This window comes from Sessilibacter corallicola (assembly GCF_021290925.1).
GTDB classification, from domain to species: domain Bacteria; phylum Pseudomonadota; class Gammaproteobacteria; order Pseudomonadales; family Cellvibrionaceae; genus Sessilibacter; species Sessilibacter corallicola.
Genome location: NZ_JAJSLX010000001.1, coordinates 1,223,530 through 1,249,119, shown reverse-complemented (window position 1 = coordinate 1,249,119; position 25,590 = coordinate 1,223,530). Strand labels below are relative to the sequence as shown.

The 25,590-nt window shown below is 42.7% G+C and carries 24 protein-coding genes; 12 read left to right on the top strand and 12 right to left on the bottom strand.

Features of this window, described 5'->3' with window-relative positions; translation table 11 throughout:
- From LU361_RS05240 to LU361_RS05220, 5 genes are all read left to right on the top strand, one after another.
- Window positions 1-1,020 carry a type I glyceraldehyde-3-phosphate dehydrogenase gene (locus LU361_RS05240; protein ID WP_233087749.1) on the top strand — a complete coding sequence of 340 codons (1,020 nt, stop codon included), beginning with the start codon at window positions 1-3 and terminating at the stop codon, window positions 1,018-1,020.
- Between the two features lie 135 nt (window positions 1,021-1,155).
- Window positions 1,156-1,782: a LysE family translocator gene (locus LU361_RS05235; protein WP_233087747.1), complete on the top strand. Its 627-nt coding sequence runs from the start codon at window positions 1,156-1,158 to the stop codon at window positions 1,780-1,782.
- Window positions 1,783-1,875: 93 nt separating this feature from the next.
- Window positions 1,876-3,036, top strand: a complete 1,161-nt coding sequence (locus LU361_RS05230) for a phosphoglycerate kinase (protein ID WP_233087745.1) — start codon at window positions 1,876-1,878, stop codon at window positions 3,034-3,036.
- 113 nt (window positions 3,037-3,149) lie between these two features.
- The gene (locus LU361_RS05225; protein WP_233087743.1) at window positions 3,150-3,773 is read left to right on the top strand and encodes a hypothetical protein; all 624 of its coding nucleotides are present in this window, start codon (window positions 3,150-3,152) and stop codon (window positions 3,771-3,773) included.
- A 9-nt stretch (window positions 3,774-3,782) separates the two neighbouring features.
- Window positions 3,783-4,220, top strand: coding sequence for a GFA family protein (locus LU361_RS05220; protein WP_233087741.1), 438 nt, complete (start codon window positions 3,783-3,785; stop codon window positions 4,218-4,220).
- Between the two features lie 13 nt (window positions 4,221-4,233).
- On the opposite strand, the gene LU361_RS05215 is transcribed toward LU361_RS05220, so the two are convergent.
- A complete protein-coding gene (locus tag LU361_RS05215) occupies window positions 4,234-4,701 on the bottom strand; it encodes an Lrp/AsnC family transcriptional regulator (protein WP_233087739.1) in 468 nt (155 codons plus the stop codon).
- A 453-nt stretch (window positions 4,702-5,154) separates the two neighbouring features.
- Between LU361_RS05215 and leuA the strand changes: the two genes are divergently transcribed.
- Window positions 5,155-6,861, top strand: a complete 1,707-nt coding sequence (gene leuA, locus LU361_RS05210; RefSeq protein WP_233087737.1) for a 2-isopropylmalate synthase — start codon at window positions 5,155-5,157, stop codon at window positions 6,859-6,861.
- 73 nt (window positions 6,862-6,934) lie between these two features.
- On the opposite strand, the gene LU361_RS05205 is transcribed toward leuA, so the two are convergent.
- Window positions 6,935-7,498, bottom strand: coding sequence for an NADPH-dependent FMN reductase (locus tag LU361_RS05205; RefSeq protein WP_233087735.1), 564 nt, complete (start codon window positions 7,496-7,498; stop codon window positions 6,935-6,937).
- A 340-nt stretch (window positions 7,499-7,838) separates the two neighbouring features.
- Between LU361_RS05205 and LU361_RS05200 the strand changes: the two genes are divergently transcribed.
- Entirely contained in the window at window positions 7,839-9,956 is a 2,118-nt protein-coding gene (locus LU361_RS05200; protein ID WP_233087733.1) for a TonB-dependent receptor family protein, read from the top strand.
- A 74-nt stretch (window positions 9,957-10,030) separates the two neighbouring features.
- On the opposite strand, the gene LU361_RS05195 is transcribed toward LU361_RS05200, so the two are convergent.
- Window positions 10,031-10,681 (bottom strand): TetR/AcrR family transcriptional regulator, encoded by a 651-nt coding sequence (locus LU361_RS05195; protein WP_233087731.1) that lies wholly within the window; start codon window positions 10,679-10,681, stop codon window positions 10,031-10,033.
- A 114-nt stretch (window positions 10,682-10,795) separates the two neighbouring features.
- On the opposite strand from LU361_RS05195, the gene LU361_RS05190 reads away from it, so the two are divergent.
- On the top strand, window positions 10,796-12,259 hold the full coding sequence (locus LU361_RS05190; protein ID WP_233087729.1) for a sodium:solute symporter family protein: 1,464 nt from the start codon (window positions 10,796-10,798) through the stop codon (window positions 12,257-12,259).
- Between the two features lie 437 nt (window positions 12,260-12,696).
- On the opposite strand, the gene LU361_RS05185 is transcribed toward LU361_RS05190, so the two are convergent.
- Entirely contained in the window at window positions 12,697-12,897 is a 201-nt protein-coding gene (locus LU361_RS05185) for a hypothetical protein (protein WP_233087727.1), read from the bottom strand.
- A gap of 21 nt (window positions 12,898-12,918) precedes the next feature.
- Between LU361_RS05185 and LU361_RS05180 the strand changes: the two genes are divergently transcribed.
- From LU361_RS05180 to LU361_RS05165, 4 genes are all read left to right on the top strand, one after another.
- On the top strand, window positions 12,919-15,171 hold the full coding sequence (locus tag LU361_RS05180; RefSeq protein ID WP_233087718.1) for a TonB-dependent receptor: 2,253 nt from the start codon (window positions 12,919-12,921) through the stop codon (window positions 15,169-15,171).
- A 125-nt stretch (window positions 15,172-15,296) separates the two neighbouring features.
- Entirely contained in the window at window positions 15,297-16,199 is a 903-nt protein-coding gene (locus tag LU361_RS05175; RefSeq protein ID WP_233087715.1) for an alpha/beta fold hydrolase, read from the top strand.
- A gap of 201 nt (window positions 16,200-16,400) precedes the next feature.
- Window positions 16,401-17,801, top strand: coding sequence for an extracellular catalytic domain type 1 short-chain-length polyhydroxyalkanoate depolymerase (locus LU361_RS05170; RefSeq protein ID WP_233087713.1), 1,401 nt, complete (start codon window positions 16,401-16,403; stop codon window positions 17,799-17,801).
- Window positions 17,802-18,330: 529 nt separating this feature from the next.
- A complete protein-coding gene (locus tag LU361_RS05165; RefSeq protein WP_233087704.1) occupies window positions 18,331-19,398 on the top strand; it encodes a D-alanine--D-alanine ligase family protein in 1,068 nt (355 codons plus the stop codon).
- A 30-nt stretch (window positions 19,399-19,428) separates the two neighbouring features.
- On the opposite strand, the gene LU361_RS05160 is transcribed toward LU361_RS05165, so the two are convergent.
- From LU361_RS05160 to LU361_RS05125, 8 genes are all read right to left on the bottom strand, one after another.
- The gene (locus LU361_RS05160) at window positions 19,429-19,962 is read right to left on the bottom strand and encodes a GNAT family N-acetyltransferase (RefSeq protein ID WP_233087702.1); all 534 of its coding nucleotides are present in this window, start codon (window positions 19,960-19,962) and stop codon (window positions 19,429-19,431) included.
- Between the two features lie 56 nt (window positions 19,963-20,018).
- Window positions 20,019-22,001 carry an alpha/beta hydrolase family protein gene (locus LU361_RS05155; protein ID WP_233087700.1) on the bottom strand — a complete coding sequence of 661 codons (1,983 nt, stop codon included), beginning with the start codon at window positions 21,999-22,001 and terminating at the stop codon, window positions 20,019-20,021.
- Between the two features lie 334 nt (window positions 22,002-22,335).
- The gene (locus tag LU361_RS05150; protein WP_233087697.1) at window positions 22,336-22,686 is read right to left on the bottom strand and encodes a hypothetical protein; all 351 of its coding nucleotides are present in this window, start codon (window positions 22,684-22,686) and stop codon (window positions 22,336-22,338) included.
- A gap of 231 nt (window positions 22,687-22,917) precedes the next feature.
- On the bottom strand, window positions 22,918-23,121 hold the full coding sequence (locus tag LU361_RS05145) for a hypothetical protein (protein WP_233087695.1): 204 nt from the start codon (window positions 23,119-23,121) through the stop codon (window positions 22,918-22,920).
- A 394-nt stretch (window positions 23,122-23,515) separates the two neighbouring features.
- Window positions 23,516-23,710, bottom strand: coding sequence for a hypothetical protein (locus tag LU361_RS05140; RefSeq protein ID WP_233087693.1), 195 nt, complete (start codon window positions 23,708-23,710; stop codon window positions 23,516-23,518).
- On the bottom strand, window positions 23,707-24,015 hold the full coding sequence (locus LU361_RS05135) for a BrnT family toxin (protein WP_233087684.1): 309 nt from the start codon (window positions 24,013-24,015) through the stop codon (window positions 23,707-23,709). The genes LU361_RS05140 and LU361_RS05135 overlap by 4 nt, the downstream gene beginning before the upstream one ends.
- Before the next feature lie 217 nt (window positions 24,016-24,232).
- Window positions 24,233-24,769 carry a hypothetical protein gene (locus LU361_RS05130; RefSeq protein ID WP_233087682.1) on the bottom strand — a complete coding sequence of 179 codons (537 nt, stop codon included), beginning with the start codon at window positions 24,767-24,769 and terminating at the stop codon, window positions 24,233-24,235.
- Window positions 24,770-25,082: 313 nt separating this feature from the next.
- Window positions 25,083-25,346, bottom strand: coding sequence for a SymE family type I addiction module toxin (locus LU361_RS05125; protein WP_233087680.1), 264 nt, complete (start codon window positions 25,344-25,346; stop codon window positions 25,083-25,085).
- Window positions 25,347-25,590 lie beyond the last annotated feature (244 nt).

The following is a 25,590-nucleotide window of genomic DNA, read 5'->3' as shown; positions in this document are numbered from 1 at the left end:
TTGTCTTATCGAATCGCCATAAATGGATTTGGTCGAATAGGGCGCTGCGTTTTGCGCGCTCTGTTCGAGCGGCGATTAGACTTGGATTTCCAAGTTGTGGCCATCAACGAATTGGCCGATGCAAAAACCATTGCCCACCTCACCAAATTCGACTCAACCCACGGTTTGTTTCCAGAATCTGTAAGTCATGATGGAGACACGCTCCACGTCGGCAGCCATAAAATAGCTTTGCTGCGAAGCCAGAACCCTGAAGATCTCAACTGGGGTGATTACGACATTGATGTTCTCATTGAGTGTACCGGCAGCTATTCCGATCGGGCGACGGCGCAACGGCATATTGATCAAGGCGCAAAGCGGGTTCTGTTTTCTCACCCGGCAACGGCCGAAATAGACGCGACGATTGTCTACGGATACAACCATCATCAGCTACACGGCCGCGAGACCATCATCTCTAGCGCGTCTTGTTCGACCAATTGTGTTATTCCCGTCATTGATACCTTACACAAAGCCCTTGGAATTCAATCGGGAACCACCTGGACTGTGCATTCGGCGATGCACGATCAACCCGTCATTGATGCTTACCACAATACCGATCTACGCAAAACGCGCTCGGCGTTTAATTCTATTATTCCTGTAGACACCGGCCTCGATAAGGGCATTGATCGTTTAATTCCAGAATTAAAAGGCCGATTTCAAAGCCTTGCTATGCGGGTGCCCACGGTTAACGTTTCGGCCATTGATTTTGCTGTAGTTGTCGAAAAAAATACCGACGTCGACACGGTTAACAGCATTCTTCGCAATGCATCCAGCAATGGCTTTTCGGAAGTCCTCGGATATACGCAAGAGCCGGTCGCCTCTTGCGATTTTAATCACGACTCGCGTTCTGCGATTGTCGATGGCAGCCAAACTCGGGTATCAGGTTCGAACCTAGTTGCTTTGCACACCTGGTTCGACAACGAATGGGGTTATGCCAACCGAATGATTGATGTTGCCCAATACTGGGCATCAAAGTGGCATTAATAAATCTGCGTTAGACTCACGTTTTTGAGCCGCGTTAAATAAACGCTCGGAATTTACACGCAAAGCCTCGTTGCCAAATGAGGTGAGAAAGAATGAGCGCTCGCTCAAGTCGGTGTTAAATAAGGGAAATTAAAGATGATAGAGGTATCGCAGTTATTAGCTTACGTTGTCGCGCTCGGTATTGCGGCGGCGATCCCTGGACCTGGAATGACCGCTTTAGTAGCACGCAGTGCCGCTTCTGGTGCAACAGCAGGTTTCGTTATGTTGGCCGGACTTATTTTAGGTGATCTCACCTATTTATCATTGGCGGTATTTGGCCTTGCGGTGGTGGCTAAGACTTTCAGTGAATTTTTTATAGTTGTTAAATTATTAGCTGCCGCTTATTTGGTTTATTTGGCGTGGCGATTTTGGGTTGCCGAACACCAAAGCATTAACGCGAATGCCAACATCAGTAAAAAAGAATTGGTAGGAACGTTCATATCTGGTCTTACTATTACACTGAGCAACCCAAAAACAATCGCATTTTATTTGGCGCTGTTACCAGTGGTCATTAACCTTCAAGATGTTACGGTTCTGAATTGGGCAACCGCCTTAGTTCCGGCAACTGTGGGTATTTTATTGGTTATTGGCGGTGCATTCATTTTTGGTGCACTTATTATTAGAAAATTCTTAGCCAGTGCTAAAGCGCAAAAGTATTTACATCGAGGTGCTGCAACTGCAATGATTGCTGCTGCTGGAACCATGGTGGTTAAGGGTTCTTAAGTGAAACTCTTTTTTAATAAATAATCCAAATAATGTTGCCATTATTAACGGCGACATCAGTATCAGTCTCAACTTAATTTCGGAGTAACTATCATGACTGTTCTATCCATGACGGATTTAGATTTAAAAGGAAAGCGTGTACTTATTCGCGAAGACTTAAACGTACCAGTCAAAGACGGTGTAGTTACTTCCGATGCCAGAATTCGCGCGTCTTTACCAACCATCGAACACGCGATGAAAGCAGGCGCAAAAGTTATCGTGATGTCTCACCTTGGTCGCCCAACCGAAGGCGAGTACGCCGAAGAATTTTCAATGGCCCCTGTGGCGAAATACATCGCCGAATTGTTAGGTTGCGATGTTCCCGTGGTTAAGGATTTCCGCGCAGGCGTAGACGTTGCCGAAGGCAGCGTTGCTCTTTTAGAAAACGTGCGCTTTAATCCAGGTGAAAAGAAAGACAACGAAGAGCTTGCTAAAGAATACGCAAGCCTGTGTGACATTTTTGTCATGGATGCATTTGGAACCGCTCACCGCGCGCAAGCATCGACTCACGGTGTTGCTAAATTTGCGCCGGTCGCTTGTGCAGGACCATTGTTGGCCGCTGAATTAAGTGCTCTAGAACAAGCCTTGGCAAATCCAGCTCGCCCTATGGTTGCAATCGTTGGTGGCTCAAAAGTGTCAACCAAGTTAGAAGTACTTGAAACCCTGTCTGACAAAGTCGATCAACTGATTGTTGGCGGCGGTATCGCCAATACGTTCTTGGCGGCCAGCGGTAAGCCGGTGGGCAAGTCGTTATACGAAGAAGATTTGATTCCAAAAGCAAAAGCGTTGATGGAAAAATGCGACATTCCTGTGCCAACCGATGTTGTTGTGGGTAAAGAATTCTCCGAATCTGCAGAAGCCGTTTTGAAAGCTGCCGGTGACGTGTCTGACGACGATATGATTTTCGATATCGGTCCACAAACCGCCGAGACTTTAGCAAACATGCTAAAAGATGCGAAAACCATTATCTGGAATGGCCCTGTCGGTGTATTTGAGTTCGACCAATTTGGTGAAGGTACCAAAGCGTTGTCGCTGGCGATTGCTCAAAGTGAAGGATTCTCCATTGCCGGCGGTGGTGATACGCTTGCAGCAGTTGATAAATACGACATCGCCGAGAAGGTTTCCTACATTTCTACCGGCGGTGGTGCATTCCTTGAATATGTTGAAGGTAAGGTATTACCTGCGGTAGCCGTTTTGGAAGAGCGCGCCAAGTAAATTATTGGTGACCGAAAAACCGTAATTACCTTGTTTGGTCTTTGGCGAGTTTAGGGGAACTGCACTCGCCATTGCCGTTCAAATTAACAAGTACGTTGAAGAAGTAATTATTAATGAGTGACTCGGAATTAAAAAATAACGCTGAGTTAGATGACAGCGGCGAAGCTGAAAAGACCAGTGAGCCGCAAGAGAATCTAGCGCCAGCCAATTCCATATCAGAGATGGACCCAACTGATATTGGAATTAGCCATAAAATGGACGTTAATCCTGACAACCAACAACTGAAAGTTGAATTGCCAAAAGTGTTGGATTTAGGGTGTGGCATCCTTTTACGAATCGTATTGAAGGCCGAAAAGCAGCGTTCCAAAGAGTTGTTTAAACGACTTAAATCGGGCGAAAAAGTATTTTTGGGTGAAATCACCGTCGGTGGTCAGCTGAAAATTAAATTAAATTTATCGCTCAATTCCAAAGATTTCGTCGGCCCTGGTTTCAATAACGATGTCTTTAAAGCATCGGTTGATCAGTTGCTGAAGAAAATTGCCCCGCGTTTGAGAGCCAAACAGGATTTAAACATCCGCTCTAACCAAGAAGGGACGATTTTATTCGATATCCCCGCCGGTATTCGCGTTAAAGGCCAGCTCAACGTTATGATGATGTTTATGGAATTGGCAACGCCGGGTGAAATCAACATGTCACTCACTTACATGAAGCCCGAAAGCTTCCTTGTTAAAGAGTAGTGTTCGACTATGACTTCGACAGCGAATGGCAGTTGCTTGTGCAATGGCGTGACGTTTGAAATCACTGGAAATCTCGGTATTTTTCAGTATTGCCATTGCTCTCGCTGTCGAAAATTTACCGGAAGCGCGTTTGCTTCCAACATCATTGTCGCCCGCGAGCACTTTCGTTGGTTGAGTGGCGAAAACCTTGTAAAACGCTTTGTGCCCGAAGATACCAAGCATTTCGCCACGGCTTTTTGCACGCAATGTGGCAGCGCTTTACCTTGGTTGGCTAAATCCGAAAAGACCGTGATTATTCCCGCCGGAACCCTCGATAGCGATCCAGGCATTCGACCGCAGCAAAATGTTTTTTGTGACTCCGAACCGGATTGGTACATAGAGCCAGATTCGTTGCCGCGATACGATCAGCTTCCTCCAAAGAAAAACAAAACCCGTTCTGACAAGTAATCTTGGAGTTCATTTACTCAATGGGGATTTCAGTGGTGTCTTTTGCCCGTTTCATCACGAAGCTCGATTGAACCCCAGATACGCCCGGAATGCGCGTGAGCCGACCCAACAAAAATTGTTGGTAAGCTTCCATATCTTTTACGACCACCTTCAATACGTAATCCGACGATTGCCCCGTGATCAAATAGCATTCCTGCACTTCGGGGTAAGATTCAATCTCGGCTTCAAACAACTCGAAGCGATCGGGTGTGTGCCGGTCCATACTGATATGAATCAGCGCCGTTAGGTTTAGCCCCAGAGGTCTGGGTTCTAAGACCGTAACGGTCTTGCCAATAATGCCTGCTTCTCGCAGTGCTTTAACCCGTCGGGAACAGGGTGAGGCGGACAGCCCGACTTTTTCAGCCAGCTCCAAATTGCTGAGCGAGCCGTCTTTTTGTAGGTGATTGAGTATTCGTTTATCGGTGCGATCAAGGTTAATCATCGGCTATTGTCACTTCTGAGGTGAGTTGTGCCTTGATTATAGCTTATTTGGGTGAATGATTGCTGGGTATTACCGTTTTAACGCTAAATTTGGTAAGTCATTGCCCAGGGTTTTGACTAGAATACTCATATGGTCAAAACAGAGACTGATTCCACAAGAAGCAGTCTTAAACAAGCTCACAAGGCTTACATCAACGACTCACAAAGTCATCGATACACAATTTTGATTCGTTAGGGCGACAACTTCACTTACAATAACCGAAAGCAGATACCAACGTGCTCATCGGTAAAGGGGAGTGCGCCCTAATTTGCCGTGAGTAACGGCGTGCCCGATCAACTCCATAACGACAAAGATCGCGCAATGACTGTTGGTAACATCTGCTGTCATAATCATAAATTACTCACTACTGAATCACTTGAATCAGAGCCAATAACCCTAATCGAGGTTTTCCCCATGAGTTCCACAGACCAAACCGGTGCTAGTTTTAATACTTTTGATCATCGAAAGTATCGTCGCACACCGGTTCTGCCAAAAGCTGATCGCCGCTGGCCCGCCAAGCAAATTGAATCCGCGCCAATCTGGTGTGCGGTTGATCTGCGCGATGGCAACCAGGCGCTTATCGAGCCTATGACCGTGAGTCAAAAGCAGCGTCTGTGGAAATTGCTGGTAAAAGTAGGCTTCAAAGAAATTGAGATTGGCTTTCCGTCGGCGTCACAGCACGACTACGATTTTTGCCGTTGGTTGATCGAAGAAAACCAAATTCCCGACGACGTTACCATTCAAGTATTGGTACAGGCGCGCGAGGCATTAATCGAGCGTACTTTCCAAGCGCTGGAAGGTGCTAAGCGCGCGGTCGTGCACGTCTACAACTCCACCTCGCCTGTGCAGCGTGAAAAAGTATTTTCCATGAGCCGAGAAGGCATCATCGAAATCGCTCAAAACGGTGCCCGCATGGTGAAAGAGCACGCCGAGCGTCACCCAGGTTGTGAGTGGATGTTTGAATACTCGCCCGAGAGTTTCTCCAGCACAGAGATCGATTTTTCCATCGATATCTGTAACGCCGTTATCGATGTCTGGCAGCCAACGCCGGAACACAAAGTTATTTTCAACTTGCCTGCCACTGTTGAGTGCGCAACGCCTAATGTCTTTGCCGATCAAATTGAAACCTTCTGCGATGGCATCAATAAACGCGATTCGATTATTGTCAGCGTGCACACCCACAACGACCGCGGCTGCGGTGTTGCCGCCGGTGAATTGGCCATGCTTGCCGGTGCAGATCGTGTTGAAGGCACCTTAATGGGCAACGGTGAGCGTACCGGTAACATGGACATCGTCACTATGGCGATGAATCTGTACAGCCAAGGTATTGATCCTAAATTGGATATTTCCAATGCCGACGAAATCGTGCGTGTGGTTGCAGAATGTACGCAAATTGAAGTTCACCCACGCCATCCGTGGGTCGGTGATTTGGTTTACACCGCATTTTCCGGCAGTCACCAAGATGCGATTCGCAAATGTTTAGCGCAACAAGACCCCTCCGAACCTTGGGACGTTGCTTATCTGCCAATTGATCCTCGCGATATCGGTCGTGATTATCAATCTGTTATTCGTGTGAACAGCCAGTCTGGTAAAGGCGGCGTCGCCTACGTATTGGAGCAAGACTACGGTCTTGAAATGCCGCGCTGGATGCAGATCGAAGCCAGCCGTGCGGTTCAAGCTCACGCGGAAGAATCAGCCAAAGAAGTATCGCCCAATGAAATTTGGAGCGTGGTTGAAAAAGCGTTTATGAAAGCGCCTGAGAATTTAGCCTTGCAGGGTTATTCTCTTGATCGAACCAACGAAAACGAAATGGTAAGTGCCACCGTACAAAACCGCGAAGGTGTTGTTGAAACCATTAAAGGTCAAGGCGACGGTGCGTTGTCAGCGTTTTGCCATGCGTTGCAACAATATCTGAATATCGAAATTGAAATCGTTCATTACGACCAACACGCTGTCGGTTCTGGAACCGATGCCTCTGCTGTTGCTTACGTGCAAGCAAAAATTAATGGCGAACGTTACAGTGGTATTAACCGAAACCAAGATACCATAAGCGCAAATTTAAATGCGATTTTGGTGTGCGTAAATCAGGCGTCGGAAAAGATGCTGGAACAAACCGCATAGATGGATTGATCGAATCGTAAAAATAAAAAAACCGCTGTTTAAAGCGGTTTTTTTATGCCTGTTGTTAATACCATTAACCTATGCGAATTAATGTTTTAATAATCGTATTAATTGCTTCTGCCTGATCTTGCGAAACCAGCTTGCCTTTATCATCAAAAGCTTCTTGAGCAAAACCAACCGCTAATTGTTTTCCCACAACATTCACGCCGATGTGCGATAACAACAGTCGCAGAGGGTTTAATCCGCGCAGGCCGCCCAAAACACCAGATGCTGTTGAAACGATAGCTGCGGCTTTATCTGAAAAACACACCAGCCTTGGTTCTGAATCGTCGTATTTTCGCGATAGCCAATCAATGGTATTTTTTAAAACCGGAGTGATGGTTGAATTGTATTCTGGAGAAGCAATTAAAAATCCATTTGCTGAAACGAATTTTTCTTTCAGTGCTTTTGCTGTTTCTGGAGCGCCGCTTTCAGATTCAAGATCCTGATTAAAAATAGGCATTGGATAATCTGCAAGATCGACAAATTCGACGTCAACGTCATGTGTTTTGGCTACTTCAGCACAATAGCGCGCCAAGGTTGTATTGAACGAATCTTTTCTTGTCGAACCCGACAAAAACAGAAATTTTTTTCGCATATTGATCACCGAAAGAATAAATAAGAAGGTTAATAAGAATTATAAAGAGTCGATAAGAAAATAAAATGCGAATAAATGGGTAAATAGAATCGAAAAAATAGAGGGACAAGTAACTATCAGTACCTAAAACCATTATTAGGCTGAATGGATTAATAACTATTAATTGGCGGCTCCTTAACCTATTGCTCAAAGTAATTTAGTGTTTTTGAAATAAAACACCTGTTTAATGTTTTTTCCAGCAACGGAGACGTCCGTGCATGCGACATTTGGTCACATTTTAAATACCGCGTAAAACCCTAAAATCACTGGCATTTTTAAATCAGAGTTTAAGGGTGGTTTTGTGAAAAATCGAACGACAGCTGCGTTAATTGCAATGGCATTAGGGGCGCAATCCAGTGTGGTATTAGCCGCAGGTCTTGGCCAACACAGCCAGGTATTAGAAGAAGTCGTTGTCACTGCTGAACAAAAAGGCAGTTTGACCGCCGTGAGTGAGCAGGCTTCTATCGAGAATTTGAAAAAAATTCCTGGGGGTGTTGGTTTTGTTGCTGCCGATGACTTCTTAGATAATTTCACCCAAAGTATCGGCGATACCTTGGTTTTTACCCCTGGTGTTTTTGCCGATACTTCCGCCCAGCGTGAAAATAGAATTTCCATTCGTGGCTCCGGTTTGAACGCTACGTTTGAGCGTCGCGGTTTAACCGTGTTGCGCGACGGTGTGCCGATTTCTCGTGCCAGTGGCATTACCGAATTCCAAGAAATCGATCCGTTGTCGATTCAACACATTGAGGTGTTCAAAGGCGCAAATGGCCTTCGTTACGGCTCCTCGTCTTTGGGCGGTGCCATCAATATTGTCACCCCAACTGGAAAAACCCGTAAAGCCGGAACCACCGTTCGTGTTGAAGCCGGTTCGTTTGAAACCGCCAGAAGCAGCATCAGTACCTCGGGCGATACCGGTAAGGTGGATTACTATGGCGCGGTCACCAGATTAGACAGTGACGGATTCCGAGGTCACGCTGAAGTCGACAGTGTTTACAGCTTTGGTAACGTCGGATTTTCTCTGGCCGATAATATTGAAACGCGCTTTTTCGTGACCGCACTGCAAGACGACTTTGAGCTCGCTGGCAGTTTGTCGTTTGAAGATGCCTTGGCTAATCCGAAACAAACCCGCGAAACCAATATTGTCGATGATCAGGATCGTAATTTAGACGTTTACCGCCTCTCGAACAGAACCGTTATTTCACTGAGTCAGGTTGATATCGAAGCAGCGGCTTGGTTTACCAAAAGAACCTTAGACCATGCCTTAACGCCTTTCGTTGGTATCATTGATCAAGAGGAAGAGGAGTGGGGAATTTCAACGCAGGTTTCCGGCGAATTTTCATTAGCCGGTTTCGACGAACAATGGATCGTTGGGATTAATCACGCGCAGAGTGAAAACGACGCAGAGGTGTATGAAAATATTCTCGGCGAAAAAGGTGCGTTGTCGAGCGATGATGATCAAGACGCTGAAAACACCGTTATTTATGCGCAATTGGATTCCAAGCTGAGCCAGCATTGGAATTTGGTGCTGGGCTTTAATTACGTCGACAGTGAGCGCACCAATCGAAATGTTTTTGCTGAACCTGCTTTCCCTGGTGGACCGGTGGAAGATGACAGTGGTTCAATCAGTTACGACGAATTCAGTACTCGAATTGGTTTGCTGTATTCGCCATCAGACAATATTCAGTATTTCGTCAATGTCAGTGAAGGTTATGAGCCGCCGGGAATTACCGATTTAACCTCCGGCGGTGCGTTGCCTTTCACCGAGCTGCTTGCCCAAGAATCGATAACCTATGAAATTGGTTCGCGCGGTTTCTATAAAGCCATTGCGTGGGATATTGCCGCTTACCGAAGTGAAGTGGAAAACGAATTTATTGATGTTGCTGCACCCGGTTTCTTCGGCGGTACAACCGTTACCAATACCGAAAACGCTCAGGGCGACACCATTCACCAAGGTTTAGAAATCGGTATTGACGTTGATTTACTCAGTGGGTTGGTTGGCAATGCTGGCAACTTACGGCTGCGCAATATTCTGACTTATAACGACTTTAAATTCGATGACGATCCCGTTAACGGTAATAACACACTAGCGGGTGTTCCTGAGGTTGTCTACGTTGCAGAATTGCGTTACGACCATGGTGAAACCTGGTACGCCGGATTAAATATGCGTCATGTTGCCAACGGTGCTTACGTTGATTACGCCAACACTTTTCAAGCGCCGGGTTATCAACTTTGGGGATTAACCGCCGGTTGGAATATTAATTCATCGACAAAAGTGTTTGGTTCTATTGAAAACATTGCCGACGAAGAATTTATTTCGAATGTATCTACCGTTGCCAATTTATCCACAGAGGGAAATCAGCGAGTTTTCACCCCGGGTGAAGGTCGCTCTGCCTACGTTGGGGTTTCCTTCTCTTTTTAAGGGTTAACAGATTGACGTTGAGCGAGGGGATTATTCCCCTCGGCTCCTCAATGTTGATTCGTTTAATCGTAGAGTTAACCGCATACCTTTCTAAAGCCCTCGGCTAAAAACGGCACCATCAATTTATAAGCCGTATCAAAATCAGTCGATTCACATTTACCCATTGAAAGACGATCAATTCGGCCCGTTTGCGCGAGTGTTAGGGCAAGTGCTCCTGACATGTAGTGATAACACCAGTGGAGCTTTTCTTCGTTGGCATTGGGCAATACATTTTTCAGTGCCTCAATGAATTCATGCACGCGTTTATCAAACACCTTATCCATCATGATTTTATTCCACACAGGAGACGTCATGACATACGCGAGAAGGGCTAGATAATTTCGCCATCCGGCATCGCCGGTTTGTTGGGCCATTTTCAATGGGAGCAAAAAAGCTTCGATGATTTGCTCAAGAGTCTGAGGGGCATCTTGTTCGCTGAGTAACAATTGGCGGCGGGTATCGCTTAAAAGTTGAGCGCGACGGTCAAACACGGCGTGAAACAAATCCAGCTTCTTACCAAAGTGATAATTTGCCAAGGCAACGTCGACTTCTGCAGCTTTTGCAATTTGCCGGATGGTGACGCCGTCGTATCCGTGTTGCGCGAAAAGCTCTTCTGCTGCATCTAAAATACGATCTTTCTTATTGATTTCTTTAAGATTATTTTCGGATGCGGCGGTTTTGGTCATTCTAGTATCCCTATTTTGTACGTTCGCATACTATAAAATCTAGTCGTCCATCCTTGCAAATTCAACACTTGTTGAATATAGTGGTTTGACAGAATCAGCAAGGTGATAATAATAATGACTCCTGAGATTTTTAAGTATCTTTTGTGTGGCTTTTATATCGTTGTAATCTATTGGCTGTCTTGGATTGGCATGCGCCGAACCAAAGACATAAAAGGGTTCTCCATTGGCAATAAAGATATGAGTCCATATCTTATTGGAGTCACTCTTGCGGCTTCGGTCGCCTCAACCGCAACCTTCGTCATTAACCCTGGATTTATCTACGTCCACGGTGTCTCTGCGTTTTTGCATTTTGGTGTTGCAGCCTCCCTTGGAATTCTAGCGGCTTTTTGTATTTTAAGTCATGGATTTTTGAAGTTGGGCAATAAAAACCAAGCGCTGACAATTCCCGATTGGATTTATCACCGTTACCAAAATAGAAAGCTAAGCCTATTTTTCGCTTTTATTAACTTGCTTTCGCTCACCTTTGTGGTGTTGATTTTGGTCGGCTGTAGTTATTTGATGACTGGGTTATTTCCAATCGATCAAAAAACATCGCTTGTTATTATTTTATTGTTTGTCTTTTCCTACGTATTAATGGGTGGAACCTACGCCCACGCTTACACCAATACGTTGCAAGGCGTAATGATGCTGTTAATTGCGTTGTTCTTGTTTATCGAAGGGTTTCATCACTTTGAACCCGGTGTGATCGAGTCAATTTCTGCAATTGGTAAGAATTACGCGTCCGTCTTTAATCCAGACAGCGAACTCTATTTCAGCTTTTTCTCGGTCTTTGTCAGTGGTTTTGTTGTCACATTTGCTCTGATGTTACAGCCTCATATTCTCACGAAAGTGCTGTATCTGAAGAAAGAAAAAGACATTAAAAAATTCATTGCAACCACATTTGTCGTTGGCTTTTGTTTCTCTTTAATGCTGGCCATTGGCTTCTACGCAAAACTTGCAGGCTTAGATATTAGCTCTCAAGATTTGGTGGTTAGAGAGTATTTATTGTTTGAATTCAGTGATTCTCAGTTGGGTCAATACGCGCTGACTTTCATATTCATCACACTGCTTGCAGCCGGTATGAGCACACTTGATGGTATTTTGGTGTCGCTGTCGGCGATGGTGGTCAAAGACATTGTTATGCCCATTACTGGCAATCACAATCAGGCGTTAAAAATGTCGCGCTGGGTGTTAATTGGCGTGGGTGTTGTTGCCGGTGCGTTGGCATGGAATCCCCCTCAGCTTATCGGTTTGTTTGCCCAAAAAGGGGTTTACGGGCTTGCGGCGGCGTCTATGGTGCCTATTCTGTTCGGTGTACTCATTAAAGATAAGTTTCCGGTATGGGTTGTGGCAATTCCGGCTGTGGGCGCGCTGATTATTCACCTATCGCTTAATTTGTTCTTTGGTGTTGCCAATCCCGCAGTATCAGCGACCATCGCTATTCTCGTTGCCTTTGTCTTTTCTAGTGCGGCGTTAATATGGATTCGCTATAAATCAGACAAAACAAAACTTGAAAAAAATATAGTGAGTGATGCTTGACAGTTCAACACCTGTTGAATACTCTTAAATCAGAGGTTCAACAGGTGTTGAAGAGCTGTTGAAAATTATTGGAAGACGTTAGTGACGATGATGTTAAAAACGTTGTTGAAGAACATTATTGAAAGTGATTATTCAGAATACGGTTATCCAGAACAATCGCAACACAATAACTACCAATAATAAATAAAACGATTTTCTCGGTATTTCGTTTTAATATTTGCCCACTATAAATAACGTAAAATAAACTGTATTGGGTAATAAAAATTAAAAATCAGCGGAACATTATGATTTAGTTTTTATTAAATCTAATGTGATTTTTAAATACAGCGTTCGCTCTGTTTTACTTACTTAATAAGTAGTTTCCCGATTCATCAGTATTTCGTTTAGCAAAAAATCATAACAATAAGAACTTAGCATTCTCTTTTTGATAAAACTCATTAACCGCTGTTGTTTATTTCAGCGAAGAATAGGCCGGCATGGCTTGTGTGCCAGAAGGAATTGAACAGCTCATTGGGCGTAGTCTCTGCCATTGTGGTGGTCGTCAGGTAGAGTTGGTTGGAGAGTATCAAATCTAGGCAACGGATGTCTCTTGCAATACGCTGTACAAATTCTTTATTGGCTTTACCCGCAATACTCATAATAAATACAAAGGTTCAGCTATGAAACTTAATACCTCACATAAAACACTTTCACAGGTGATTGCTTCGGTTATTGCAGCGCAAGCCTGCGTATTCTCAAATGTCGCTTTTTCAGAAGGTTTCTTAGAAGAAGTCGTCGTTACCGCGCAGAAGCGACAAGAGTCGGTTCAGGATGTTCCCGTTGCGGTGACCGCATTTGATTCTAATACCCTGGAAAAAACCGGTGTCTTGGATATTACCGAGCTACAAAAAGTTTCCCCGAATACGACGTTGCAAACCAGTCGCGGAACCAACTCAACGTTGACTGCGTTTATTCGCGGCGTTGGTCAAGAAGATCCGTTGTGGGGATTTGAGCCAGGCGTTGGTTTATACGTAGATGATATTTATTTTGCTCGTCCACAAGCGGGTGTGTTGGATGTGTACGATGTTGAGCGCATCGAAGTATTGCGTGGTCCACAAGGAACACTGTACGGTAAAAATACCATTGGCGGCGCGGTTAAATACGTCACCAAACGTTTAACCGGTGAGCCAGAATTAACCGTGAGCAGCACCATCGGTAGCTACAATCAGCGCGATATTACGATTGCCGGTCAGTTGCCATTAGTTGAAGATTTAGTAACCGTCGGCGGAAGTATCGCCAGCTTAAATCGCGACGGTTTTGGTGAGTTCTTATTAAATGGCGATGAAAACTACAACAAAGATATTCTCGCCGGTCGAGTTTCCGTTGAGGTAACACCGAGCGAATCTTTGTTAATTCGCTTTGCTGCAGATTTCACTGACGACGATTCCAACGCAAAAGGCGGTTCTCGTCTAACACAAAGTTTGCTTGTTCCTGATGAGCCAATTCCTGGCAGCGTCTTTGATAGCTTCGCCGATTTAGATACCGACAACAACGTGGAAAGCTCCGGTGCCTCGGTAACGGTGCAGTGGGACGTTAACGATAGCGTTACCTTAAAATCCATTACCGGTTATCGCGAAGGTGAAACCCAAACCAACATTGATTTCGATAACACCTCATTTGCTTCATTGCACGTTCCCGCTGAATACGACGATGATCAATTCACGCAAGAATTCCAGTTTAATTACACCTCGGATAATTTCCATTTAGTCAGTGGTTTGTATTACTACGAAGGCACAGCATCGGGTGCGTTTGATGTATTGCTCGGCGCATTCGATACTCCCGATTTATTCGGTGATGGCAGCAACGTTGCGGCAAACTTTGACGCGGTAACCGCAGGATCAGTAGATACCGAAAGTTACGCGCTTTACGCTCATGCAACGTTCGATATTAATTACCGCTTATCGGTTACCGCCGGTGCTCGTTATACCCGCGATGAAAAAGAAGCGGATGTATTTAACGCAACCTTATTTGCTGATGGTCGCTCCAGCGAGCTTGGTGGCGAAGATTTATTAATTTTAGGGGTTAACACCGACTACACCAACGACGATACCTGGAACGAATTTTCTCCTCGTTTAAGTGTGGATTATCGATTCACAGATGCCGTTTTAGGTTACGTTTCTTACAGTCACGGATTTAAAAGTGGCGGCTTTGATATGCGCGGTAACGCACGCTTAAATCCTGATACCGTTAACGGCTACGATCCAGAAATTGTAGATACCTATGAAATCGGTTTGAAATCGGAATGGTTTAATAATCGTTTACGTGTGAACGCTGCGGCTTACTACACCGATTACGATGATCTGCAAGTTACCGTACAAACCGCAGCATCAAATGGTACAACGTTTGTGAGTGAAGTGGTCAACGCCGGTAAAGCCTTTGTTGAAGGTGCAGAATTAGAAGTCACCGCGCAGCTTTCCAATTCATTTAGCTTAATTGCGTCGGCCGGCTACACCAACGCCGAATTTACCGAAGTTATTACCGATGGCCCAGACGGTCCAGTGGATGTTTCTGATTTTTGGGGTTTTGCGTTTACGCCGGATTGGACCACACATCTAGCGGTTAATTATTTCACTGACCTTGATCAGTTGGGAACACTCAACGTTAATGTCTCCAGCGCGTACCGAAGCTCTACCCGTATTTTCCCGCAGGTAGAATCGTTAGTGGATCAAAAAGGTTACAGCCTTTGGGATGCCAGCATTGTTTGGAACAGTGTTGACGATCATTGGTCAGTGGGTTTACACGGTAAAAACCTTACCGACGAAGAATATCGAGTAGGCGGTTATAACTTTATTGGTCTCGGTTTAGAAGATTCAATTATTGGTTATTACGGAAACCCACGCACCGTATCGTTGAATGTGAACTACCGATTGTAATTAATAATCGGTGGTTTTTGGTGAGGTGTCCTTTGGGGGATTTATATCCCCTTTTTTCGACATCTCATCAGCCAGTGGTGAAGTCAAGCAATACGAGTTCTAAAAATTTGTAAGGGCGGATACACATGGAAAATACAATGGCGATCAACTACGTGAGTTCCGATGGCCTTAATTTATATGCACGTGAATACACATCCAATAAAACGGCGAACAATCCAAATAAAAAAGTACTGCTTTGTATTCCAGGATTAACGCGTAATTCATTGGATTACCAAAGTTTTAGTGAACCATTCAGGGATGAGTACCGAGTCATTGCCGTAGACCTAAGAGGGCGGGGCAATTCTGAATACGACTCCAATAAAGTAAATTATCAACCCGTAATTTACGCACGCGATATCGTTGAGCTGATTGATCACTTAAATTTAAGTGACGTTACCTTGGTTGGGACTTCTCTGGGGGGAATTGTTTCGATTTTGGTGTCAAATATCATTCCCGATTTAATCGAGTCTATTGTTCTAAACGACGTTGGCCCAGAAATAAACCCAGTTGGTTTGGAGCGAATTAGAAATTACGTTGGAAAATCAACCATTGTTGACAGTTGGGAAGAAGCGGTCAGACAAAACAAACTGATCAATGAACTCGAATTACCGGATTTGAGTGAGCAAGAATGGCTTACGTTTACGCGTGGCTTATATCGCGTATCGACTAACGGCAAAATAGAGCTTGCTTACGATCCAGAAATTTCAGAAAGCATTAAAGTAAAAGACGAAAACACACCTTTGATTCATCTGTGGCCACAATTCGATGTTATTAATGATAAACCGATCTTAGTGATTCGCGGAGAGTTTTCCGACATTCTCGATGTAGAGTGTGTCGAACGAATGAAAAGTGTTAACGCTCAATTAACGTATTGTGAAATTACCAATAGGGGCCACGCGCCGCTTTTGAATGAGCCGCAATGCGTTACGGCATTACAGAGTTTTTTTTCGAGCCATCAAAAAATAAACGCCATTAAAAGTGCTAATTAACCCTCTAATAACAAGCAGTATTTTCGTAGAGTGATATTCATTAAGGGGTTCACTCTTCGCTCTACGAAATTTTAGTTAGGAAGCAATCCACCCGCGGTGCTTTCGCTGATGTAATGGAGTCGCAGTTTCAGCGCAAAAGAAGAAGTCGATATATTCGTTCGAAGCAACTGCGGAAAATCCAATACATTCGCGAGAGAAATTATGAAATCTTCGATTACTAAGCTGGCCTTAGGGCTTGCGCTCGTCTCCACCCCGCTTATTAGTCACAGTGGTAGTTGGTCTACTGAAACCATCGCCAGTATGCCTGTGCACATCTACACACCATCCAGTGCGCCTGCCTTAAACGGCCAGCGAGCATTAATGATCACTACCGGCGGTTGTTCTCAACAAGCGGCAACGAATACCGATTTTAGAGACCAAAGCAACTGGGAAGCCACGGCTGAGCAATACGGCATGGTCGTTGCGGTTCCGAATGCCCCGAACGGAGGCGTTGGCATCTTTGGTTGTTGGGATTATTACAACACCAACCATACGCGCAATAACCGACACAACGATAATATTTTATCGTTAGTTTCTACCTTAAAGGCCCGCGCAACGCTGAACATCGACGCCGATCAGGTGTATATGTCGGGCCTGTCTTCAGGTGGTGGGATGGTTAACGTTATGGCTTGTTTAGCACCGGATGTTTTTGCAGGTTTCGGTAACTCTGCTGGTCCAACCATTGGTACTGCAGACACCGAAGCCAGTTTTGTCGGAACAACCGCAACCCAAGCCAGAAACGACTGCTTGTCGTTAGCCGGATCAAACAGCTCATTCCTGGACACTCAAATTATGTCGATCGTTTGGGGTACGAGCGATTTTATTGCAGCTCAAGGCTACGCCGATATCAATGCTGAATCTTTTGCGGCGATTTATGGTGCGAGCAAAGACAGCGGCAGTAACGTTATTTCTGGAGTATCTTTGGACGGCGTTGAAGAAACCTACAGCGATAGCGTAGGTACGCGCGTGCAAAACATCACCATCAATGGTCTTGGTCACGCATGGCCTGCCGGTGGCGGTTCTGGTTTAAGTGCTTTCATTGATAATACTTCGATAAATTACCCAGCAGTGTTAACCGCATTTCTTTTTGCCAATAATCGCCGAGTGGATGGTGAGCCTCCCGTTGGTCAAAATAATCTAACGTTAAATGCTCCCTTGACCGTTAATCTCAATGAATGCGATGTTTACAGTGAGCCGGGGTTTTCTGCGGTAGACGCAACCCTGGGAGATATCACCAATCAAGTTGTGGTGAGTGGCAATAACTTTGATACCTGTACTGCCGGAAGCTACACCGTTAATTATTCAGTGGATTTTTCGGACGGATCTCAGCAGTCCGCGCAACGTGCTGTAGAAGTCAGTGCAGAGCCGAGTTTCGACTGTGTAGAGCATGTTAGCAGTAACTTTGGTCATATCTTTGCTGGCAGAGCATTTTATTGTTCGGGAGGAGCCTTTGCGTGTGCTGTAGGTTCTGAGGATGTTTTAGGTTTCGCCGTGGCATTCCCGACCAACATTGTATTATCAGAAACTACGCCTAATTTTTATGAATTAGGTAATTGCCCTTAATTTACTTTTCTAAAAATAAGCAGTGAGAAGTGCAGACTTTTCACTGCTTAGATTCCCTCCAAGATTTTCTTCTTGTCATAAATTCGTTCTCAATCTTTCTTTTTTCTACTCGGTGAAAAGCCATTAATTTATTAACTATAAAAAAGAAAAATTATTTTTATTTTTTTGAGGTGATAGGTTTAGGTGATCGCGTAAGCTATTGCGAAGTTGTCTTATTTAACCTTATTTGAAATTAATAAACGCAAAAATTTAACAGTTGTTGAATTGTATGTAAGGGTGTTTATTTGTGAGAGAAAATACATCCGTAAAATAAAAAGTATCCTGTTAAAGGTTGGCTATTGTTATTAATGACAAAGCTTTTACAATCTCATCATTGCTTTTAGCACAACTCCTGTAAAATATATCAGTATAGTCTGGCTGCGTGTTTTCATGTTTAATTCGTGAACTGTTAGACAGACCCAAATACAATTATTTCTGCCTGCCGTACATGGGTGAGGTATCTAGAACCCCATTTTTTGCGTGATTTACTATGAAAATAATTATTATAAACAGCCTAGACCGCTGGTCTATGGGCTGGGCAACGGATGCCGAAAGCCAACGCTCGGTTATTCAATCGCTAGAACAAGCGGATATTGAAGTACAAATTACTGAGGTTAAAAGCCTCAGTGAACTGAATGCTTTTTTAGCCGAATTAAATCCAGAAGAAGTGCTGTTATGGCCGAATGCTTACGATGTTTATCGCGATGAAAAACAACGTGAACTCGTCTGGATGGGAGAGGTAATAGAAGCTGCTGGATTTGCTTTTATTGGCAGCGGCTCGACAACATTAAAGAGTGTTTATAATAAGCAAGATTGCCAAAAAATTCTGATCGATAATCAATTGAACGTACCTAGATTTAATGCGTTTGAGAAGAACGACATCAATGATTTAGAAACAATTTTGTCTCACAAAAACTTGTTATTTCCTCTGTTTGTAAAACCCAATAATCTTTCGACCAGCAAAGGTATCACCCAAGACTGCATTACGCATGACTTACACAGTTTATCTAAGCAACTGACATCGATTGGTGAGCAATATGGTTATCCCGTTTTGGTTGAAGAGTTTTTACCGGGGAGAGACATCACTGTTGCCGTGTTTATGACACCAGAAGAGCCGGTAATTTTACCGACATACTACGATATTAATCTCTACGATAACCCCAATGCAGTATTAGATTACGACGTACGCATGCGTGATTGGGGTGACGGTAAATGGTTAACTGTGGTTACCGAGGCAGAATTACTTGAGAAAATAAAACAAGCGCTCATTCCTATCTGTAAAGCCTTAAACATCAACGACTACACCCGAATCGATTGCCGGTTAGACAGTAACGGCGAAGTAAAAGCATTCGACGTTAACGGTCTTCCGGGACTGGAAATGCCTTTCAGCACCACTGTATGGCAAATGATTGTACGGATGAAAGACTACCCAGAACAGCACGCTTTTGATTCTTTGGTTGCGTTAGTGGTTTATTGTGCTTGTCATCGAAATAAAATCAGTCCGCCTACTAAAATTACAGAGCTTGCCGAATCTTGTATTGATTTGCTTAAAAGCTAAAGTGTTAGCGCCCTAAAATAGGGCGCATATCTACACCAGTTTGTTCTCAGACGTTAAATCCAAATACAACACACAACGACGTAATTTCTGCTCAAACATTTCCCGTTCTTCCAACACTGTAAATCCTAATTTTATGAGCGATTGCATGCTTGCCGTGTTTTCTGGGTGAACTGTCGAGAACAAATGGTTTATACCGTGTTGCTCAGCAATAGAAAGTCGACTTTCACAAAGTTTGCGCCCCACACCCTTGCCACGCCATTTAGGATCCACCAAATTAATTAACATTAAACCGCATTTATTGATTGGAAGATTAACTGGCGTCAAATAACTTGGCCAAGGGTCCATTCTTCTGAGCGCAGCATAGCCAATAACCGTATTATCAACCAGAGCAATGCTGTTTAAGCATTCTCCGGTTAGATTTCTCTCAAAAAAAGATACATCTTGAGAATACAAATACGGAGTCGAATTTTCTTGCTGCGATTTTTCATGCAGAGCAACGATGTCGTTTAAAAACGAAACATCGCTCGCCGGACTAATTAACTCTTTAATTACGATTTCTGTCATTCAGATTAACTTAGAAGCTTTAAGTATGAGTTTAAAAGTTTGGATAAATAAACTAATTATATAGGATTGTGCTCTTTTAAAAACTCATCAATGGCTTTTAGCATAGAAAGTCGGGTTTCGCTTTTTGATAACCAGTGATCTTCGCCTTTTAGTGTGACTATTCGAACGGATTTTTTTGCACGTTTGAGTTTCTTTGCTATAGCTTTGGATTGTTTCGGTGAAACCACAGTGTCGTTTTTGCTCACAATCAACAGGGTTGGCGATACGAATTTGTCGACATGATGAATTGGTGAGATGTCTTTTAGATCGTTTTTCTTGAGTGTTCCGTTGGCGATAACTTTATCCCAGTAATTAACCACCCAACTGTTTCTTCCGTAAACATCTTTGTCGTAGGAAAGCATTTTAGGAATGTCAGAAACGCCATTGACTGAAATCACACAGCGGAATTTCTCCGGTGTAAACGCACCTCCTGCTAACGCCGAATACCCGCCGTAGGAAGCCCCCATAATGCAGACACGATCAGGGTCGGTGATGCCTAATTCAATGGCATGATTGAGAGCATCGGTAACGTCGTTCTGCATTTCTTTACCCCATTTACCGTTCCCTGCTTGAGTAAGTTCTACGCCAAAACCAGTCGAACCCCGAAAATTGGGTTGAATAATAAGGTAACCTTGGCTTGCGAAGTACTGTGCCCACCAATCGAATTGAATGGAATCGTACGCAGCTGGACCACCATGTGGAAATATTAACGTAGGAAGATTTTTTTGATCGGAGTCTGTTTTTTGCAGTGGCCAAGTAATCACAGCATTGAGTGCTAAGCCGTCTCGGCTTTGATAGGTAAAGGACGAAACGTCTGCGACATCGGATTCAGCAATGCTGCTGAACTGCCGACCGATGCTGTTTAGTCTTACGTTTTCTGTATCGAACAGGTAGACCTTCTCTGGTGATTGTGAGCCGGACACTATCACAACAATCTTTTTGAAATCGTCACTGTAAGACAATAAATTAACGGATTTATCTTTAAACGTGCTCAGCAATCGTTCAAAAGAGTGGTCGATTTTTTCATCAAAGAAAACGTAATCAGGTGTTAAACCAGAAATACTTAATCCCAACAATTCATCGTTATTACTTTTTATATAATTCTTGATATTGGCATCTTGTATTGAGAATAGATTGTTTTCGAGTTCCCCGGTATCTAATGATAAATCAGTAAGGTATTCATGAGTGCTACTTCGGTTGTAGACAATTAATGTATTTTTTTCTTCATTGATTCCGACGATGTCCAGGTTCGGTAACGATGTCTCATTTTCGTAAACAAGAACCGGTTTTTTACCTTGAGTATAAGAATAGACGCGATAACGATCTTTCTTACCGTCAAAGTCTTCTCTTGCTATTACCTCGCCTGCAGAGTTTGTGTGCCAATTGATTGTTTCTTGTTTACCCGGTTTAAATCGCTTTGCCTTACCTGTGTTTAGATCAACAGAATACAAGTTAAACTTTGATGAGTTATCAATAGCTGGCATGAGCGCGGTTTCTTTTTCTTTGTTAAAACCGACAATCTCAGCCAAACCTGTTTGAGCAAAATAGATATCCCGGTTTTCTCTGAGAAGAATAGACGTCTTCCCTGTCTTAACGTTGAAAGAAAATGCTGCTGAGTCTTCGTATTTTTGGCCGACATAGGTGAGCTTTCTGGCTTTTGATATCTCGATAATAATGTGTGTATTCGTGGCAAAATAGACCTTACGAATGAGTGCGTCACCCAATTCCAACGCTTTAATAACTTTTAAGTCGTCGGAATTGGCAACGTACAAAGTTACCTTTTCGTCGAGTTCTTGAATCCAGGTGATTGCTTCTCCATTGGGAGAAATTTCCAGCGATCGATTGGTAGGTAAATTCCCGTAGTCCTCTATTGATGCTGCAATGACTTCACTACTGATGACAACGAAAAGAAGGAATGCGAGCAGGGTTTTAATAGTCACCAGAGTCTGACCGTTTTCATGAAAAGTACGAGCCTGAGTTCGGTTATTGGATTCACTCATTAAAACGATTCCTTCGTATGCAGTTATTACTTGAAACTGCGAGTTAATACTTTAGTTTATTTTTGAATTAAGGTTATCTTGTCCTAATTATAATCACAGACGTATTTGTTTTGTCGATTATATTTGTGGCTAAACAGTACTCATTTGACTTTCTATTTCGTCATTAAAAATCAATTTATTGGCACGTGTGAAAAGGGGGCGGGTAGATAGGTTGGTTGAGTAGTAGTTATTCTCACAGTAGATGTAAAAATAAAATTATCTACACTGTTATCTCGAAGGGCTTGAATTGTTACAGGTTGCTTAAACTAATACTTTAGTTTACTGATGTTAAGGTTTACTTCCTGCGTTGCCATCCTAAATGCAATATTAATATTGAAAGCGTTAAACCAATACTGGCCGTAAAATTGCCGTAGAAGATTGCGACAATAGAGCTTATACCGATTAAGCCTCCAACGCTAAATAAAGTGAATGATGACATTATGCCTTTATCTTTGGACGCCTTACCAAAAGTAAGTGACAGCAAAACGAGTGTTAGCGGAAAACCAGCGACCCAAACGAAAACGGTATAAGTGCCGCCGTACATGAACGCAAGTAACACTAATGCAGTAATCACAATTGATAGTATGGAAATAAGTATGCGCTTTGAATGTTTACTGATGGGTTTTATGGCTTCGTCAAATAACATGGCTTACTTTTCTGATAAAAACATACTGTCGTCTGTAACTACAGTGGAGATACTTATGAAAAGCTCTCATCACTTGTTTTCGTGATATGTTTTTTAATTTTGTGCCAATGTTTTCAGTTTCGATAAAATACCATTGTTAGTTATATTTTGGTTTTGGTGATTTTCTAAATGGAATAGCACTACAAGACACTAAAATATTAAATAGACAAACCTATTAAAGCTCAATTTAATTTATTTGAAATTAGCATCAAATTGCGCTTGAAAATCTGGAATAAGTCTTTCCAATCTCTCCAAATCGTCATACATTTCATTTTGCTTATCTTCATCATCGATAGAGTCCACTTTAGCATCCAGATCAGCTTTAAAGGCATCTAAAGCTTGAAGGACTAATTTCCATTCCGATGCTAGAGCTTTAAAATTAGTTGCGTTAGGCATTAGCTATGTCCGGTGAGAGTAGTTTCACACATTTAGATTTATCAAGGCCGAACTCTTCAAGGATACCAAGGTATTTCTTGAAAGGTGGGGGTAACCCTCATTCTTCTTTCATTTTCATAAAAGCACTAATTTTTCTTTCAGTGTACTCGGTTGCACCATGCGTACATAAATGTTCTATTACATTTTTCATACGAGCCACTTCCTTACAAAAAAATTTAGTCTGCTTGTGTATCCTGTCCATACATATAGAAATGAATGGGCGTTCTGTGCCAAGAAAAGCAATTTTTAGAGCCTTTTTTTCTTTTCTTTTTCCTGTTCAGAAAGAAGTTTGCCAATGTTACTTTTACCTTTTTTCTTCTTAGCTTCTTCTAGGGTGACTCTTATAATTTTACCTTTACTTTCCATTTTTCACATTCCTAGCCAAGTTGAATTGCGATAGTTCTTCATCGGTTAAATGATATAAATCTGGGTCTGATTCTATAATTTTTTCTATCTCCTCATCGGTCATCTCTTGTATTCGACGGGCATCAGATAGCCCCCTTAACTTTCTAGCTTGCGCAAGTGTTATACGTGTTATTTTTTCACTCATACAACTAACCCTTGTGGAAATGTTCTATTTTTGTACATTTCAATCTCTTTCTTCTTTGCCGGACGGACAGAAATAATTCTATTTACGAAATGCCCATTTTCATATTCACGAATAGTGTATGCAACAAATAATATGCCAACAGGTCCTTTTCCAATGGTTTGATAACGTTTTTCTCTGTAGTCGTTTCGAGTATCAAGGCGTTCTTGCCTTAATGGATCATCCCAGATTAATACTGCATCCCAGAAATCGATTCCTCTCTGTTCGAGAGTTTTTAATCGTTTATTTTCATCCCATTCAAACTCCATAATTGCTCCTTAATTTGTGTTTATATGCAAGCAATGTAATATGTTTTCTAATAAGGTTTTTACAAATATGCAGACGTCGAGATAGATCTCTCGGTTAAATTTTCTAAACGCTGTCTTTAAAGTTCTCTTGGAAAGGCTATCCAGCTCTATTCTTCTTATATATCCCTCCGTAGTTTTTGTATGAGAGCCTAATAAGGTTGCAGAAAAACTTCACCATCTATCTGTGCTCCTCAATTGTAGTTTTCCAACACTCAACAAGAGAAGCTAATACGGTTGTTAACTCAACTTCAACTCCCGATATATCTACATAATATTTATAATGATTAAAAGTTCCAGCTACGGCTTCTGGTTCCCCAGCTTGCATTCCTACCTCACCAGCACCACAGGTATAATTTTTTTGCTGTTGCTCTATAGCTTTCTTACTAAAGTGCTTTGCTTTATTACATAGCTCTCTAATTACTTCTTGGTATTCATTAGTTTGTGGAAAGCATTCTTCGTTGTAGTATTTTTTTAGACCATCGGCGACACGCTTATAGCATCTGTAGGGATTAAATTCCTTTATGATTCTAGCCTTAAGATTAGTAGATATTTCTGGATCTTTTATTGCCCATTCATACAAAGGATTTAACCCGAATACGATATTAAAAATTAGATAATCGTATTCAGGATGTTTAGAACATGTATCAAGCCTTTGTAATTCATAGTTACACTTATCTAATATATTTTGATAATTTGCGAACGATAAAAAACCCATACTACTTCCTTACATGACGTTTAAATAACTAGCAATAAATACTTCGCAGAATTTGCTGTCCGGTTAAATTTTCCTCAACGCTATCCTGAAAGGCATCCTACGTCAACTCTTCAAATAATGTGGCGCGTAAATTGTTTTTCATGTCGTCTTATGACCACTACTCCCCAAAAGCTCGGCTTTAATTTTTGTTTTCGAACTCTTTACGACTATATGGAAAAATCATTTCGTATAAATTAACCGTTAACTTTTAAGTTTTACCTATCCATAAATACCAACTCAATTAAGAGTTGGTATTTAAAATCACTACCAAGCATTATTCGTCGGATTTTTTGACTTTAATGGTAATGCAGCCGTCTTTTACGTGAACAGAAAGTTCGGTATCTATGGTGAAACCAGCTTTGTTGAGCCAGTAGCCTTTGAGCTGTATTAAGGGAACGGTTGGGAAGCGTTTGTACCGATTGACGTAGGGATCACCGGGTATGTAGGGGTAATAGCTCTTTCGAACCTTGAGTTTGCGGATTTTGGAAGATTTTCCTTGGGCCGAGCGATGCTCTGGCGTACCATTACGTTTAGCCATGATTGATACTCACTATATCAGTTGTGGTTAGCTGCTTCTGGGTGTTGGTAGCACCTAGGAGTAGCGACTCTTAAATACAAAGACTTTTAATACTAAGTTATTACAATAAAAACTGCCTTGCCTGCCTGAAAAACAAGCGCTTATTACGCACTAAAAAATTGCGCAAATCAACCCATTGTTTTTCTTTTTAAACAATAAAATTACACATTATTTTTTTTAATGGCGTAGGAATAATTTTTCTGAA